At 63.5% G+C, this 15,928-nt stretch carries 10 protein-coding genes; all 10 read right to left on the bottom strand.

The window, feature by feature from the left end; genetic code table 11:
* Position 1 precedes the first annotated feature (1 nt).
* The gene (locus NKJ13_RS01375) at positions 2 to 3,373 is read right to left on the bottom strand and encodes a transglutaminase family protein (protein ID WP_352776983.1); all 3,372 of its coding nucleotides are present in this window, start codon (positions 3,371 to 3,373) and stop codon (positions 2 to 4) included.
* Between the two features lie 451 nt (positions 3,374 to 3,824).
* Positions 3,825 to 5,030, bottom strand: coding sequence for an acyl-CoA dehydrogenase (locus NKJ13_RS01370; protein WP_352736966.1), 1,206 nt, complete (start codon positions 5,028 to 5,030; stop codon positions 3,825 to 3,827).
* A gap of 238 nt (positions 5,031 to 5,268) precedes the next feature.
* The gene (locus NKJ13_RS01365; protein WP_352736967.1) at positions 5,269 to 7,581 is read right to left on the bottom strand and encodes a Tex family protein; all 2,313 of its coding nucleotides are present in this window, start codon (positions 7,579 to 7,581) and stop codon (positions 5,269 to 5,271) included.
* A gap of 120 nt (positions 7,582 to 7,701) precedes the next feature.
* On the bottom strand, positions 7,702 to 8,883 hold the full coding sequence (locus NKJ13_RS01360; protein WP_352736968.1) for a serine hydrolase domain-containing protein: 1,182 nt from the start codon (positions 8,881 to 8,883) through the stop codon (positions 7,702 to 7,704).
* 30 nt (positions 8,884 to 8,913) lie between these two features.
* Positions 8,914 to 10,110, bottom strand: coding sequence for a serine hydrolase domain-containing protein (locus NKJ13_RS01355; protein ID WP_352736969.1), 1,197 nt, complete (start codon positions 10,108 to 10,110; stop codon positions 8,914 to 8,916).
* Between the two features lie 64 nt (positions 10,111 to 10,174).
* Positions 10,175 to 11,209: an ABC transporter substrate-binding protein gene (locus NKJ13_RS01350; RefSeq protein WP_352776982.1), complete on the bottom strand. Its 1,035-nt coding sequence runs from the start codon at positions 11,207 to 11,209 to the stop codon at positions 10,175 to 10,177.
* Between the two features lie 23 nt (positions 11,210 to 11,232).
* Positions 11,233 to 12,033: an ABC transporter permease gene (locus tag NKJ13_RS01345; protein WP_352478301.1), complete on the bottom strand. Its 801-nt coding sequence runs from the start codon at positions 12,031 to 12,033 to the stop codon at positions 11,233 to 11,235.
* Positions 12,026 to 12,946, bottom strand: coding sequence for an ABC transporter permease (locus tag NKJ13_RS01340; protein WP_352478299.1), 921 nt, complete (start codon positions 12,944 to 12,946; stop codon positions 12,026 to 12,028). Before NKJ13_RS01340 ends, NKJ13_RS01345 begins: the two co-directional genes overlap by 8 nt.
* Positions 12,946 to 14,040, bottom strand: coding sequence for an ABC transporter ATP-binding protein (locus tag NKJ13_RS01335; protein ID WP_352776981.1), 1,095 nt, complete (start codon positions 14,038 to 14,040; stop codon positions 12,946 to 12,948). Before NKJ13_RS01335 ends, NKJ13_RS01340 begins: the two co-directional genes overlap by 1 nt.
* Positions 14,041 to 14,179: 139 nt before the next feature.
* Complete coding sequence (locus NKJ13_RS01330) at positions 14,180 to 15,847, bottom strand: amidohydrolase (protein ID WP_352736971.1); 1,668 nt, start codon at positions 15,845 to 15,847, stop codon at positions 14,180 to 14,182.
* Positions 15,848 to 15,928: the final 81 nt, after the last annotated feature.

Raw genomic sequence — 15,928 nt, 5'->3', positions numbered from 1 at the left:
ATCAGAGTCTTTGCGGTCGCCGAAGGTCAAGGGTCATCGGGAAATCTTCAGAGGCTTCTTCGTTGCGCAGCACATAGCTGGACGGCGTATGGCCACGCGGCTCGAAGCGGGCGAGCCGCCGCGCCTCCGCTTCGTTGCCGTTGACCGGGAACGTGTCGTAGCTGCGCCCGCCGGGATGCGCGACGTGGTAGACGCAGCCGCCGACCGCGCGGCCCGACCAGCGGTCATAGATGTCGAAGACCAGCGGCGTGTTGACCGGCAGCGCCGGATGCAGGCCCGACGCCGGCTGCCAGGCTTTGAAACGAACGCCCGCCACCGCGATCTCGCGGTTGTCGGTCACCTTCATCGGCACCAGGCGGCCGTTGCAGACGACCGCGTGACGCTCCGGGTTGAGTCCCTCGGTCTTCACCTGCAGCCGCTCGACGGAGGAATCGACAAAGCGCACGGTGCCGCCGATCGCGCCTTGCTCGCCCATCACATGCCACGGCTCCAGCGCCTGCCTGAGCTCCAGCTTGATACCGGCATGCTGGACCTCGCCGCAGAACGGGAAGCGGAATTCGAGCTGGGCGTCGAACCATTCCGGACGGAATGCAAAGCCGTTCAGCTTGAGGTCGTCCAGCACATCGAGAAAGTCAGCCCAGACATAATGCGGCAGCATGAAACGGTCGTGCAGCGAGGTGCCCCAGCGCACGAAGCGGCCGTCGAGCGGGTTCTTCCAGGCCCGAGCGATGATGGCGCGCACCAGCAATTGCTGCGCCAGGCTCATGCGCGCGTTGGGTGGCATCTCGAAGCCGCGGAATTCGACCAGCCCGAGCCGGCCGGTCGGCCCGTCCGGCGAAAATAGCTTGTCGATGCAGATTTCCGAGCGATGGGTATTGCCGGTCACGTCGGTCAGAAGGTTGCGGAACAGCCGGTCGACCAGCCACGGCAGGGGTGCCGCGCCCTTGTCCGGATGCGGCACCTGCGCCATCGCGATTTCGAGTTCGTAGAGCGAATCGTGGCGTGCCTCGTCGAAGCGCGGCGCCTGGCTGGTCGGGCCGATGAACAGGCCGGAGAACAGATAGGACAGCGACGGATGCCGCTGCCACTGCAGCACCAAGCTTTTCAACATGTCGGGGCGACGCAGGAACGGACTGTCATTGGGCGTTGCGCCGCCCACGACGACGTGGTTGCCGCCGCCGGTACCGGTATGGCGGCCATCGATCATGAACTTGTCGGCGCCAAGCCGCGTCTGCCGCGCCTCCTCGTAGATCGCCGTGGTCGTCGCCACGCAATCCTGCCAATTGGCAGCGGGGTGGATATTGACTTCGATGACGCCGGGATCAGGTGCCACACGGATGACGTTGAGGCGCGGATCGTGCGGCGGGCCGTAACCCTCGATATGCACAGGCAGGCCAATAGCCTTTGCCGCGTTCTCCGCCGCCGCGACCAGTTCGAGATAGTCCTCCAGCGCCTCGACAGGCGGCATGAACACACAAAGCCGTCCGTCGCGCGGCTCGACCGAAAGTGCCGTGCGCACGGCGCCGCCGATCTCGGTGATCTCCTGTTCGACGCGGTCCTGCTGGCCGGTAACGGCCGTGAAGGAAACGGCCTGCTGACGTCGCGCCATTTCGTCGGCGCCTTCAAATTCGGCCGACGCAGGCGAAGAAGCAGAATCGGGCAAGATCGCCTCACGCGCCGGCAATGGTCCGCGCGGCAGCGATGGGTCGACCGGCACGATGTAGGGGAACTGCGCCGGCGGCACGTAAGGCAGCGTGCCGAGCGGCAGGCGGTAACCTACCGGTGAATCTCCCGGCACCAGGAACAGCCTGCCGCGCCGCGTCTTCCACTTCTCCGAGCGCCAGCGCGGTCCTGACGCCTGGCTGTTCCAGCGCTGGACAGGCAGCACATAGCCCGACGGCTTGGTCAGCCCGCGTTCGAACACCCGCGCCATGCGGCTGCGCTCCTCCGGGTCCTCCAGCTTCGAATTGGAAGGATCGACGTTGTCAGGCAGCTTGCCCTCCTTGAGCAGCCATTCGGCGGGATCCTCATAGGCTTCGCTGACCATCGTCTTGTCGATGCCGAGTTCGTCGGCAATCGCGGTCAGCAGGCTCTCGGCCTGCATCGGTCCGACATCCGCCTCGCTCTTTTCATGCGCGATCAGCGACGGGTCGCTCCACACCGGCTCGCCGTCGGTGCGCCAGTAGAGCGAGAAGGTCCAGCGCGGCAGGCTTTCGCCGGGGTACCACTTGCCTTGCCCGTAATGCAGGAAGCCGCCCGGCGCGAAGCGCTCGCGTAGCCGGCGGATCAGCGCATCGGCCTTTTCGCGTTTGGTTGGCCCGACGGCGGCGGTGTTCCACTCTGCAGCCTCGAAATCGTCGATCGAGACGAAGGTCGGCTCGCCGCCCATGGTCAGCCGCACGTCGCCGGCCTGGAGCGCGGCATCGACCTCGACCCCCAGCGCGTCCAGCGCCTGCCAGCTCTCGTCGGAGAACGGCTTGGTAATGCGCGGATGCTCGGCGATGCGGTCGACCCGCATGTCGAAGCCGAACTCGACATTGGCGAAGCTCGCCATGCCGGAGATCGGCGCGGCCTTGCGGAAATGCGGCGTTGCCGCGAGCGGCACATGGCTTTCGCCGGTGAGCAGGCCGGAAGTCGGGTCGAAGCCGATCCAGCCGGCGCCCGGCAGATACACCTCGCACCAGGCATGAAGATCGGTGAAATCGGTCGCCGTGCCGGGCGGCCCGTCAAGCGCAACGAGGTCGGGCTTCAGCTGGATCAGATAGCCCGAGACGAAGCGCGCGGCGATGCCGAGGTTCCTCAGTATCTGCACCAGGAGCCAGCTCGAATCCCGGCACGACCCCTTGCCGGCGGCCAGCGTTTCCTCGGGCGAGAAGACGCCGGTTTCCATGCGCACGATATAGGCGATCTCGCGCTGCAGCCGCGCATTGAGGTCGACGACAAAATTGACGGTGTTGGTCGGGTGGCGCGCGAGGGTTTTGAGGAATGCCTCCAACAGCGGCCCCGCCGGTTCCGGCGTTCGGTAGATGGTCAGATCGTCCCGGATCTCTTCGGGGTATTCGAACGGAAACGTCTCGGCCGACGGTTCCACGAAGAAATCGAACGGATTGTAGACCGTCATGTCGGCAACGAGATCGACCTCGATCTTCAACTCCGTCACCGGCTCGGGAAAGACGAAACGGGCAAGGAAATTGCCGTAGGGGTCCTGCTGCAAATTGACGAAGTGGTTTGCCGGCCCGACCTTCAGCGAATGGCTGAGCACTTTGGTGCGGGAATGCGGCGCAGGCTGCAACCTTATGACTTGCGGGCCCAAGACGACCGGCCGGTCGTATTTGTAGTGGGTCAGGTGATAGACGGCTGCCAGAATTGCCATGGTGCCCCTGAAGTCGGCGTTTCAAAAGAAGTTCGCCGAACCCTGACACGAATGCTGACCATTCTCCAAGCAGAGATGTTGCGCTGCACCTAAATTAAGCAGCTTTCACAGCTTCACGAAACGGAGCGCCGAGCCTGGAATTCCGTGGCGTGGCGGCAAGACGTTGCAACGGTGCAGAGCCGAAGGCCGGCGGGTCAGCACCGGGCGCTTCCCGCCGACATTGATGTCAGCAGCACGCGCGATGCTTGGTCGAAAAGAGCTGAAAAGAAAAAAACCGCCTCGGCGGGCGGGTCGTCGGTGCGAATTAGCACCATAACGAAATTAGTAGCATAGCTGCCGGCACAAAGCAAGAACAAAATGTGGCGCCGTTGGCGAAAAATTGCCGATCTCCCGCCTTGCGAGCGGAGATGCCAGGCAGTGGCGCCCTGGCAGCGGAGGACACCTGCCAATGCTAAAAGAACGCCTGCAACCCGGTCTGCGCCCGCCCGAGGATCAGCGCATGCACGTCATGCGTGCCCTCATAGGTGTTGACGGTTTCCAGGTTCTGGGCGTGGCGCATGACGTGGTAGCCGATCTGGATGCCATTGCCGCCATGCATGTCGCGGGCCTGGCGGGCGATGTCGAGCGCCTTGCCGCAATTGTTGCGCTTGACGAGCGAGATCATCTCCGGCGCCATCTTGCCTTCATCCATCAGCCGCCCGACGCGCAGGCTGCCCTGCAGGCCGAGCGCGATCTCGGTCTGCATGTCGGCGAGCTTCTTCTGGAAAAGCTGCGTGCCGGCCAGCGGCTTGCCGAACTGCTTACGGTCGAGGCCATACTGGCGGGCGCGGTGCCAGCAATCCTCAGCCGCGCCCATGGCGCCCCAGGAAATTCCGTAGCGCGCCCGGTTGAGGCAGCCGAACGGTCCCTTGAGACCCGAGACATTGGGCAGCAGCGCATCCTCGCCGACCTCGACGCCTTCCATCACCACTTCGCCGGTGATCGAGGCGCGCAGCGACAGCTTGCCGCCGATCTTCGGCGCCGACAGCCCGTTCATGCCCTTTTCCAGGATAAAGCCCCGAATCTGGTTGTCATGCGCGCCCCCACTTTCGTCGGACAACTTTGCCCAGACGACGAAAACGTCGGCGATCGGCGCGTTGGAAATCCACATTTTCGAGCCGGAGATCCTGTAGCCGTTCGCGGTCTTCTCGGCCCGCGTCTTCATGCCGCCCGGGTCGGAACCGGCATCAGGTTCGGTCAAGCCAAAGCAGCCGATCCATTCGCCCGACGCCAGCTTCGGCAGGTATTTCCTGCGCTGTTCTTCCGAGCCATAGGCATGGATCGGATACATCACCAGCGACGACTGCACGCTCATCATCGAGCGATAGCCGGAATCGATCCGCTCCACTTCCCGCGCGACCAGCCCGTAGGTGACGTAGTTGGCGCCGAGCCCGCCATATTCCTCGGGGATGGTAATGCCGAGCAGACCCGCCTCGCCCATTTCGCGAAAGATCCCGGCGTCGGTCTTTTCCTCGAGGTAGGCTTCCTCGATCTTCGGTGCGAGCTTGTTGGCGGCAAACGCCGCGGCGCCATCGCGCACCATGCGCTCGTCCTCCGAAAGCTGGTCCTCGATCAGGAAAGGATCATCCCAGACGAATGCGTTCTTGTCGGCGGCCATGGCTCTCGGTCTCCCAAACTCATGCATGTCGCCCAAAGCTTGCCCACGGGCCTGACCCGAGGGTGTTCGGCAGCTTGGGGATAACGACATGCATCAAACAGAAATCTTGAAACGCGCGGCTTATCGGCTCCCGTCCTGAAAAAATCAAACGAAATAGCTTCGCCGACCCATGAGCATTGGTGATGGATCATCAATGTCGAGCGCCGCCGTATGACCTGCCACAGTCCGGCTCGTGAAATTACTTCCGCTTCAACGCATCGGCCAAAGCGGCGCCGAACGCGCTCTGCTGCGCCGGCCGCTCCGGTTGGCGTTGGGGCGCGGGCGCGCGCGGCACCGGCCTGTTGCCATTGTCGCGCGGCTTCGGTGCGCTACCGTCGCCGTCCTTGCGCATCGACAGGCCGATGCGCTTGCGCTTGATATCGACGTCGACGACACGCACCTTGACCACGTCGCCGGCCTTGACCACCTCGTGCGCGTCCTTGACGAACCGATCCGCCAGTTGCGAGACGTGCACCAATCCGTCCTGGTGCACGCCGATATCGACGAAGGCACCGAAGGCCGCGACATTGGTGACGGTGCCTTCAAGCTGCATGCCGGGCTTCAGATCCTTGATGTCGTCGATGCCGTCGGCAAAGGTCGCGGTCTTGAAACCGGGGCGCGGATCGCGGCCGGGCTTTTCCAGCTCCGACAGGATGTCGCGCACCGTCGGCAGGCCGAAGCGTTCATCGACGAAGACGCGCGGATCGAGCGCCTTGAGTGCGGCGCTGTCGCCCATCAGCGAGCGGAGGTCGCGCCCGCAGGCGGCGACGATCTTTTTCGCCACGCCATAGGCCTCCGGATGCACGGCTGAGGCATCGAGCGGTTCGCTACCATTGGGAATGCGCAGGAAGCCGGCGCATTGCTCGAACGCGCGGGGTCCGAGCCGCGCCACCTTCAACAGTTCGCGGCGGCTGGCGAACGGGCCGGAGGCATCGCGATGCGCAACGATCGCTTCGGCCAGCGATGTGCCGAGACCCGAAACCCGCGCCAGAAGCGGCGCCGACGCCGTGTTGAGATCGACGCCGACGGCGTTGACCGCATCCTCGACCACCGCTTCCAGCGAGCGGCCGAGCCGGTACTGGTCGACATCGTGCTGATACTGGCCGACGCCTATCGACTTCGGCTCGATCTTGACCAGTTCGGCGAGCGGATCCTGCAGGCGCCGCGCGATCGACACCGCCCCGCGCAGCGACACGTCGAGGCCGGGAAATTCCGCCGCCGCCGTTGCCGACGCCGAATAGACCGAGGCGCCGGCCTCGCTGACGATCACCTTGAGCGGCTTCGGCCCGGACCCGGCCGGCATATCAGCCAGCATGTCGGCCACCAGCCTTTCGGTCTCGCGGCTGCCAGTGCCGTTGCCGATCGAAATCAGCTCGACCTTGTGCAGCCGGATGAGCTTCGCCAGTTCGGCCTGCGTGCCGCGGACATCGTTCTTCGGCGGGAACGGATAGACCGTCGTCGTCGCCAGAACCTTGCCGGTGCCGTCCACCACCGCCACTTTGACCCCGGTGCGGATGCCCGGATCGAGGCCCATCGTCGGCCGTGAGCCGGCGGGCGCGGCAAGCAGCAAATCCTTGAGATTGCGGGCGAAGACATGGATTGCTTCCTCCTCGGCCCGCTCGCGCAAGTCCCGCATCAGATCGAGCGTCAGGTGCAGCGACAGCTTTATGCGCCAGGTCCAGCCGGCGACCTCCATCAGCCAGCGGTCGCCTGGCAACTGGCGGCCGATGGCGTAGGCGTCGGCGATCATCCGCTCGACCGGTTTCACCGGTGACACATCGTCGGCATCGACCTCGATGTCGAGCGACAGCACCTCCTCGTTGCGGCCACGCAGCATGGCCAGTGCGCGATGGCTCGGCACGTTGGCCCAGCGCTCGACATGGTCGAAATAGTCGGAGAATTTCGCGCCGGCCTCCTGCTTGCCGTCGACGACGCGCGAGCGCAGGAATGCGCGTTCCTTCATGTAGGCACGCAGCTTGCCGACCAGGTCGGCATTCTCGGCGAACTGTTCGGACAGGATGTCGCGCGCACCCTCGAGCGCTGCCTTGGCGTCTGCCACGTCTTCGCTGATGTAGGCCAGCGCCAGCTCGGCGGGCATGGCCGCACGGTCGGCGAGAATAGCTTCCGCCAGCGGGCCCAGCCCACGCTCGCGCGCGATCTCCGCCTTGGTCCGGCGCTTCGGCTTGTAAGGCAGGTAGATATCTTCGAGTTCCGCCTTGGTCACGGCAGCAGCGATTTTCGCTTCAAGCTCCTCGGTTAGCTTGCCCTGCTCGCGGATCGAACCAAGGATGGTGTCGCGGCGCGCGTCGAGTTCGCGCAGGTAGGCGAGCCGCTCGGCGAGGTCGCGCAACTGCGTGTCGTCGAGGCCGCCGGTGACCTCCTTGCGGTAGCGGGCAACGAACGGCACGGTCGCGCCGTCGTCGAGCAAGCCGATCGCCGCCGCGGCCTGTTCGGGCCGGGCGCCGATCTCGGCGGCTATGATGGTTGCGATGCGCTTGATGTCGGATGCCATGTCGATCCTGCTGTTCGTCGAAAAGAGACGCGACCATAGGCGCAGAGCACCGATGCGCCAACCGCGACGTTTTCAACCCGCTGAGAGGTCCACAGGAAGCTGCGGGCTGTCTGGATCGGATCAGACCATCCGGCTCAGCGCCTCGAAGAAAGAAATCATATCCAGATCGAGCGGATCGTCGACCGGTACCGGCTGCGACGACATCTTTGCGATTACAATTTCGGCCTTCGGATTGACGTAAAGCCACTGGCCGTGGATGCCGATGCCGCAGAAGGCGCCGCTTGCCGCGCCCGTCTGGTACCATTTGTTGCGATAGCGGCCACGCGGAAACAGGAACGCCATCGTGCCGCGTTGCCAAGCCTCGGCGTCACCGCCAGTTTCGGTCGTATCGCGCACCCAGCTCTCCGGCACGATACGGCAGCCATTGGCCATGCCGCCTTGCCGCATCATCTCGCCGACCCGGGCGAGGTCGCGCGGCGTCACCGAAATGCCGCCGGCCGTACGCGCCGTGCCTTCCATGTCCACGGTTACCGAAGCTTCGCTGACAGCGCCGAGCGGCTCCCATAATTTCTCGCGCATCAGATCGGCGAAGCGCCGGCCCGACGCACGTTCGAGCAGGATGCCGAGCAGGTCGGAATTGGGCGAACGGTAGCGGAACGTCCGGCCATGCGGCTCGGCCAGGCCCTGCAGCGTCATGAGGAAAGTGGCCAGGCTCTCGGTGCCCCCGCCTGGATTCCACAGCATGGCGCGGCGATAGCGGGCGAAGGCGCTTTCCGGATCGAGATAGGCCTCTTCGAAGTCGAGGCTGACACCCATGTCGAGCACGTGCCGCACACTCGCATCGCCATAGGCCGAGCCGGCAGCTTCGGGCAGGTAGCGGCTTACCGGAGCCTGCGGATCGAAAATTCCCTCCCCTTCCAATATGCCGGCAACAATGGCGGTCAGCGACTTGCTGATCGAAAAGACGATGTGGCGTGAACCGAACTCCATATGCGGCGCGAACCAGTCGCCGACGAATTTGCCGCGTTTCATGATCGTCAGCGCGTCGGTATCGGAGCGCGCGAGAAACGCCGCGACAGTCTCCGCGCCGCCTGCAAGAGCGACCTTTTCGCCAAGTAGCCCGCCGAAATCCTGCGCCGGCGCCTCGCTGCTGCCCGGCCTTGCCGTCACGGCAGCGCTCGGCACCAGCTCGCCGACATTCTGGAACGACCACCGGCTGAACGGGCTTTCCCGCCAATTGCCGAGCAGCACTTGGTTTCGGGCAAAGCCATACCTGGTCTCAAACGCGGTCTTGCCGGTCATAGCGTTCCTTCAGTATCTTTTGGCCGAGTGTCAGGCGAGCGCCGCGGCGGTGGCGTGCACCGCTTTCAGCGTCGCCACAGAATAGGCGACGTTGGTGAAATCCGGATAGCTCGAAAGCTTGACCACGACCATTTTCGTATCCCAGTCGATGTGGATCAGCTGCCCGAACACGCCACGGCACATCAGCGCCCGCGAGCGCGGATCCTCGATCCAGAACTGGTTGCGATAGCTGCCTTCCGGCAGGCTGGGGCTGAAGTCCGGCCCATGCCTGCCGTTGCGCGTCGCCTCGATCCACTCGGCCGGCACGACGCCGCCGCCATTGTCGAGGATCAGCTGGCCGAAGCGGCCATAGTCGCGCAGCGTGGCGTTGAAGCCGCCGTCGGCAACTGCATAACCGGCGCTATCGACGGTGAAGCAGGCACTTTCATCTGCGCCGAGCTTTTGCCAGAGCTCGTCCGAGACCAGCTGCGCCAGGCGCTTGCCGCTCACCCGTTCCATGATGAAGGCAAGCACGTCGGTCTCGATCGAGCGGTATTCGAAGGCAGCGCCGTGCGGCCGGCTCTTTTCCTTGAGCCCCAAGATCAGTTCGAACATATGCGATGGCCAGCGCAATTGCGGATCGCTGTCCGGCGGCACCGGCTTCCAGCCGGTGGCGACATCGACCTGGCCGATGTCGGAATAGGGGTCGGTGTATTCCTCGGAAAAGCGCACCCCGCTCGTCATGTCGAGAACATGCTGCACGCTGGCGCCCTCCCAGCCGGTCGCTTCCAGCTCCGGCAGATAGGTGGTCACCGGCAAACCCGGATCGATCAGTCCGCGTCCGACCAGAATGCCGAACACCGATGCGGTGACCGACTTCGCCATCGACTGCGACAGATGCAGCTTGCGCTCGGTCATGCCGTTGAAGTAGCGCTCATAGGCGACCTTGCCGCCCTTCAGCACCAGGAAGCCGTCGGTGTAAGTCTCGTCAAGCAGTCCAGCCAGCGTCGTCGGCTGCCCCATGCTGTCGCCCACCGGCAGCACGTCGAGGTTGACCTCGGCTCGCTCCAGCCTGTGGCGATGGCCATTGCCGCGCCAGACCTCGACGGTCGGCAGGATTTCGCGAATATGCTGAAACGCCCAGCGGTTCCATGGCGGCCGGTCCCAGTCGAGCTTCGGCGGCACCATCCGCGGCGGCGAACCCTGCATGATCGGCGGCGCCGGTTCGCTGTTGCGATAAGAAATCATAGGCAGTCCGATCGCCGGGAAAAGGCCCGGCGGCAATTGCCGCCGGGTTTCGTCCGGATGTGGATTACTTCTGCAGTTCGGTCCAGATCTTGCTGTAGATGGCCTGCACTTCCTCTGAACACAATTTTTGCAGCTCGCCATGCGCCTTGACGTCTTCCGGGATGATGACTTCCGGCGCATCCTTCATATCGGCTGGCATGTACTTGTCGGAACCGGCAATGCCGTTGGCGTAGCGGTGGAAGGCGGACAGGCCGGCGGCGTTTTCCGGATCCATGATGAAGTTCTGGAACAGCTTGGCGTTCTCGACATTCTTTGCGTCCTTCAGGACCATGACATTGTCGCTCCAGAGGCCAAAACCTTCCTTGGGATAGAAATAGTGGATCTTGGGATTCGCCAGCCGCTGGCGCAGGGCTGAGCCGTTCCAGTCGCTGGTTGCCTTGAAGTCGCCGGCGCCCATTTTCTCGATGGTATTGTATTCCATCGCGATCCAGTTCGGCTTGGCAGCAACCAGTGTGTCACGCACCTTCTTCAGCGTTTCCTTGTCGCTGGCGCATTGCGCGCCGCCGACATATTTGGTCGCCGCGAACATGACGTCGTTCATTTCCGGCACGACGTTGACCTTGCCCTTCAATTCGTCGGGTGTGTTGAAGATGACGCCCCAACTGTCCGACGGTCCCTTGTAGACCTCGGTGTTCACTACGATGCCCACCGTGCCCCAGGCCCACGGCACGGAATATTTGCGGCCGGGATCGAAATCGGGATTGGCCCATTCTGGCGCCACGTTCTTGAAGTTCTCCATCTTGCCGGGATCGGTCTCCTGCACGAGGCCTTCCTTGATCCAGATCGGCACGAAGGTTTGCGAAGGCACCGCGATGTCGAAGCCGGTGCCGCCCTGGCGAACTTTGGCCAGCGCTGTATCGTTCGAATCGTAATCGGTGATGGTCACCTTGACGTTGTATTTCTGCTCGAACTTCTTGATCACGTCGGGGCTGGTGTAGTTGCCCCAATTGTAGATGTTGAGCTCACCGTCGGCGCGAGCAAGGCTCGTCGAGGCGAGCAGCGCCAGCCCGATGGCGGTCGCCGTGGTCTTCCAGTTCATGGTCTTAGCTCCCATTTTCATGTCTAGTCCCGTTTCCTGCTGATGAAGAAAAACAACGTCACGATGGCGACCGACAAGAGCAGGAACACGGTCGATATCGCGTTGATCTCCGGCGTTATCCCTCGACGTATCTGGCCAAGCATGTAGGTCGGCAGCGTGTCCTGGCCGCCCGATTTCACGAACTCGGTGATGACAACATCGTCGAGCGAGATGACGAAGGCCAACATCAGTCCGGCCAGAATGCCGGGCCACAGCAGCGGCAACGTGATGCGCCTGAACGTCTGCCACGGCGTCGCATAGAGATCGGCGGCGGCGCGCTCCAGCGTCAGGTCCATGTTCTCCAGCCGCGCCCGGATCGGCAGATAGGCAAAGGGAATGCAAAACGCCGTATGCGCGGCGATCAGATAGCCGAGCCCCGAATAGCCGGTGAATATCTTTATGCGCGAAAAAAAGATCAGCAACGCCACGCCAGTGACGATCTCGGGCACCATCAAAGGCTGGTTGATGGCGGCATATTTGAAGGTCAGGCCGGGATAGGGCGGCGTGCGCGTGGTAGCGAGCGCCGCCATGGTGGCGAAGACGGTGGCCAGGATCGCCGCCGTGGCGCCGATCTGAAAGGAACGCAAGGTGGCGTCTATGACTTGCGTGTTCTGCCACGCCGACTGGAACCATTTGAGCGAAAAGCCGCCCCATTCCGACGTCGAGGTCGCGGCGTTGAAGGCATAGACGACGAGCACGACGATCGGCAGATAAAGCACGACGAAGCAGGTGGCGGCGATCGCGGTAAAGCCGGACTGATGCTTGATGGAGAAGCTGCTAGCCATGACGCATCTCCGATTGTCCGGCATTGCGCACATAGGCAAGCAGCGCCACCATGACGATGACCATCACGGCGATCGACAGCGCCGAGCCGAGCGGCCAGTTGCGGCCTTGCCCGAACTGCAATTCAATCAGGTTGGAAAGCATCATGTTCTTGCCGCCGCCCAATAGGCTCGGTGTAACATAGGCGCCCAGCGCCGGGATGAAGACGAGGATCGAGCCAGCGACGACGCCGGGCTTGACCAGCGGGAAAATGATGCGCCTGAGCACCTGGAAGCGCGTCGCATAAAGATCGTAGCCGGCTTCGACCAGCCGGAAATCGAGCTTCTCCATGCTGGCATAGATCGGCAGCACCATCAGCGGCAGATAGACATAGGCCATGCCGATAAGGATCGCCGTGTCGGTGAAGAGTATCTGGATCGGCGCGGAGATAATGCCGAGCTTGAGCAGCACCGTGTTGATCAAACCCTCGTTGCGGATGATCTGCAGCACGGCGAAGGTACGGATCAGCAGGTTGGTCCAGAACGGAATGGTGATCAGGAAAAGCCAGAGATCGCGCGTCTTCTCGCTGCGCGTTGCCATGAAATAGGCGGTAGGAAAACCAAGCACCAACGTGGCGAGTGTGGTCACAATGGCAAGCTTGATAGAGCGCCAAAAGATGGTGACATGGGCAGCGGCGAGCGACAGCGTGTCGTCGAAGATGTCGCGTTCCATGAACACCGAAATCCACGCCTCCGGCGAGAATTGCCACTTCACGTCGCCATAAGGACCGGGTGTCAGGAACGAATAGACCAACACGATCAGCAATGGGCCGGTCGCTGCCAGGAAGATGATCAGCAGGGCCGGCGCCGACAGCAGCCACCGGTCGCGGATGTCGCGCCGTTCGGCCGCCTTGGCGACTTCTTCCGCGCTCGCCATCAATCCCTCAGCACTTGCGCGGCGTCGTTGCCGATCGAGACGCCGACCTTGTCGCCCCGCTCGAAACCGCAGCCTGCGCTGCGCGTGTTCTGCTGGCGCACAGTGAAGGCTTCGCCGCTGTCCAGTTGGACATGAATATGCGTGTCGGTACCGAAATAGACGATGTTTTCGACGGTTCCGGAAAGATCGCACTTGCCGCCGGTCAGCTTTGCGTGTTCCGGCCTGACCACCAGAGTGGCGTTCGCCTTCGGCTGGAAGCCATCAGCCACCGTCGCGTCGATCGTCGCGCCGGATTTTAGTGTCGCGCGCGCCTTGCCGTTGCCGATGCCGGTGATGGCCGCGGTCAGGAAATTGGTTTCGCCGATAAAGTCGGCGACGAAGCGCTCGGCCGGCTTGTCATAGATGTCCCAGGGCGTGCCGACTTGCAGGATCTTGCCGGCCGACATCACGGCGATGCGGTCCGACATGGTCAGCGCTTCTTCCTGGTCATGGGTAACGAAGATGAAGGTGATGCCGGTCTGGTGCTGCAGCCGTTTCAGTTCGATCTGCATTTCCTTGCGCAGCTTGTAGTCGAGCGCCGACAATGGCTCGTCGAGCAACAGAACTTTCGGCTGCGGTGCCAGCGCGCGCGCCAGTGCCACGCGCTGCTGCTGGCCGCCGGAGATCTGGCTGGTGCGGCGGGCGCTCAGCGCCTCCATCTTGACCAGCTTCAGCATCTCGGCGACCCGCGCCTTGATTTCGATCTTCGGCTTGCCCAGCATCTCAAGGCCGAAGCCGATATTCTCGGCCACCGTCATGTGCGGGAACAGCGCATAGGACTGGAAGACGGTGTTGACCGGCCGCTTGAACGGCGGCAGCGGCGCGATGTCCTGGCCGTGCAGCAGGATCTCGCCGTCGCTGGGGAAGTCGAAGCCGGCGATCAGCCGCAGCAGCGTCGTCTTTCCGCAGCCCGACGGCCCCAGCAGCGTGAAGAACTCGTTCTCGCGGATCGACACCGAAACCGTGTCGAGGGCGGCGACTTGTGCGTCCCCGATACCGAACACCTTGCGGACGCCGCGAACCTCGATTGCACTCTTACCCGGTTGATCCGGCACGCATTACCCCATTTTCATGTCCGCTCTTGATGGCGGATCCAGTTCCCATTCGATTGTCAGCATATGCCGGTCGGCTTGGCAACCATGCATCTGGGCCTCGGTTCAAAACGCAAGCTCCGTGCCATCGTCAGCGCCATCATCAAACCTGATAAGTGATCTTGCCGCCGCAGATGGTGCTGACCGGATGCACCTTGTGCAAGGAAGGCGGTTCAGTTGCCTCGATATCGGCCGACAGCACCACCAGATCGGCCAGATAGCCTGGTTTCAGCCGGCCCTTACGGTGCTCCATGAATTCGGCATAGGCGCCTTCGACCGTGTAGCCGGCAAGCGCCTCGATCAGCGAGAAGCTCTGGTCGGGGTCGCCTTCTGCCCATGGTTTGCGCAGCAGCGCCGCCTGAATGCCCAGGATCGGGTCGACCCGCGACACCGGCCAGTCGGAAGCGAAAACGACATGCGCGCCCGCCTGCTTCAGCGTCCGCCAGGCATAGCTGAGCGGCCATCTTTCGCGGCCGATGCGCGAAAGCGTCGGTTCCAGCGGGAAGTCCATTGCGCCGGGCGGGTGCGGCGGCTGCATCGAGGCGATGACGCCAAGTTCGGCGAAGCGTGGCACGTCGGCGCCGGTGATGACCTCGATGTGCTCGACGCGGTGCCGGCTGTCGCGCCTGCCGTTCTTCCGCCGCGCCGCCTCGTAACCGTCGAGGACCGCGCGCACCGCGCCGTCGCCTATCGAATGCACGGCGATCTGCAGGCCGCGTCGGTCGGCCTCCAGCGCCACCTCGGCGAAATGCTCCGGCGTGAACAGCGGCTCACCGCGCCAGCCCGGCCGGTCGGCATAGTCATCGACCATGACCGCGGTCCAGCCTTCCAGCACGCCGTCGTAAAACATCTTGACCATGCCGGACGACAGCCATTCCGATCGGTAGGCGGAGGCCATCCTCGACGCTCTTTCCAGCCTGTCGAGCGTCATGAAGTTCTTGAAATGAAAAGGTATCTTGGTGCGACAGAGCAGCCGCCCTTCCTGCTCCAAACCGGCAAGCAGCTCGAGCTGGTAGAGGTTGCCGTCCATGTTCTGGATCGAGGTGATGCCGTGCCGGGCGCACCATTCCAGCCCGCGACGCATGAGGTCGCGATCGGCCGCGACTTCGGCGGCGGCAGGATAAGGGTCGGGCTCGCCGCCTGTCGCAAGGCCGAGCCGCACGCGGTTCTGCCCGGAAAGCTCGAGGATCGGCCCGAACGCCTCGCCCTCGCGCAATTCGCCGGCCGCGAGGCCGTCGGCGCCCATGACGATCTCGTTGCCGGGCCCGAGTTGCTTACCATGCAGGATGCCGGCCAGCTCCAGCGCCTTGGTATTGGCCCACATCGTGTGGTGATCGGAAGCCGACATGGCGAACGGCCGGTCGGCGATGATGCGATCGAGATGATGGCGGGTGACCGGCTCTTCCTTGGAAAGGATAGTGTAGTCGACGCCGGCCCCCAGCAGCAATTTGGCGTTCGGCCGTGCCGCCGCGTAGGCGCGGATCGCGTCGCTCAGCGCATCGAAGCCATGCACGCCCTGAAGGTGCAGATTGTCGAGTTCGGCCGCGCCGCCGAAAAGATGCATATGCGCTTCGATGAAGCCCGGCACCACCGACCCGCCTTGCGCATCCATGACCTTCGTGGCCGGCCCTTTCAGCGCCTCGACCGTCCGGCGATCGCCGACCGCCAGGATGTTGCCGTCCTTTATCGCCACCGCCTCGGCCGTCGGATTGCCTTCGTCCATGGTCAGCACACGGGCATTGGTGACGATCAGGTCGGCATTTGAACTCATGATTACCCGCGGTTCGGTTGCGCTGCCGACAGGCTAGACGACCGGCTGCCGGGCCAGCAAGCCATGGCCGGTTGGCCCAGC

Origin of the sequence: Mesorhizobium sp. M0174, assembly GCF_040322275.1 — a bacterium.
Lineage (GTDB): Bacteria > Pseudomonadota > Alphaproteobacteria > Rhizobiales > Rhizobiaceae > Mesorhizobium.
The sequence above is the reverse complement of the archived record's forward strand: the minus strand, read 5'-3'. Positions and strand labels throughout refer to the sequence as shown.

Excerpts from the sequence above, each read along its gene's own strand:
- NKJ13_RS01375 (WP_352776983.1), bottom strand. The coding sequence starts at position 3,373 with ATGGCAATTCTGGCAGCCGTCTATCACCTGACCCACTACAAATACGAC.
- NKJ13_RS01370 (WP_352736966.1), bottom strand. The coding sequence starts at position 5,030 with ATGGCCGCCGACAAGAACGCATTCGTCTGGGATGATCCTTTCCTGATC.
- NKJ13_RS01365 (WP_352736967.1), bottom strand. The coding sequence starts at position 7,581 with ATGGCATCCGACATCAAGCGCATCGCAACCATCATAGCCGCCGAGATC.
- NKJ13_RS01360 (WP_352736968.1), bottom strand. The coding sequence starts at position 8,883 with ATGACCGGCAAGACCGCGTTTGAGACCAGGTATGGCTTTGCCCGAAAC.
- NKJ13_RS01355 (WP_352736969.1), bottom strand. The coding sequence starts at position 10,110 with ATGATTTCTTATCGCAACAGCGAACCGGCGCCGCCGATCATGCAGGGT.
- NKJ13_RS01350 (WP_352776982.1), bottom strand. The coding sequence starts at position 11,209 with ATGAACTGGAAGACCACGGCGACCGCCATCGGGCTGGCGCTGCTCGCC.
- NKJ13_RS01345 (WP_352478301.1), bottom strand. The coding sequence starts at position 12,033 with ATGGCTAGCAGCTTCTCCATCAAGCATCAGTCCGGCTTTACCGCGATC.
- NKJ13_RS01340 (WP_352478299.1), bottom strand. The coding sequence starts at position 12,946 with ATGGCGAGCGCGGAAGAAGTCGCCAAGGCGGCCGAACGGCGCGACATC.
- NKJ13_RS01330 (WP_352736971.1), bottom strand. The coding sequence starts at position 15,847 with ATGAGTTCAAATGCCGACCTGATCGTCACCAATGCCCGTGTGCTGACC.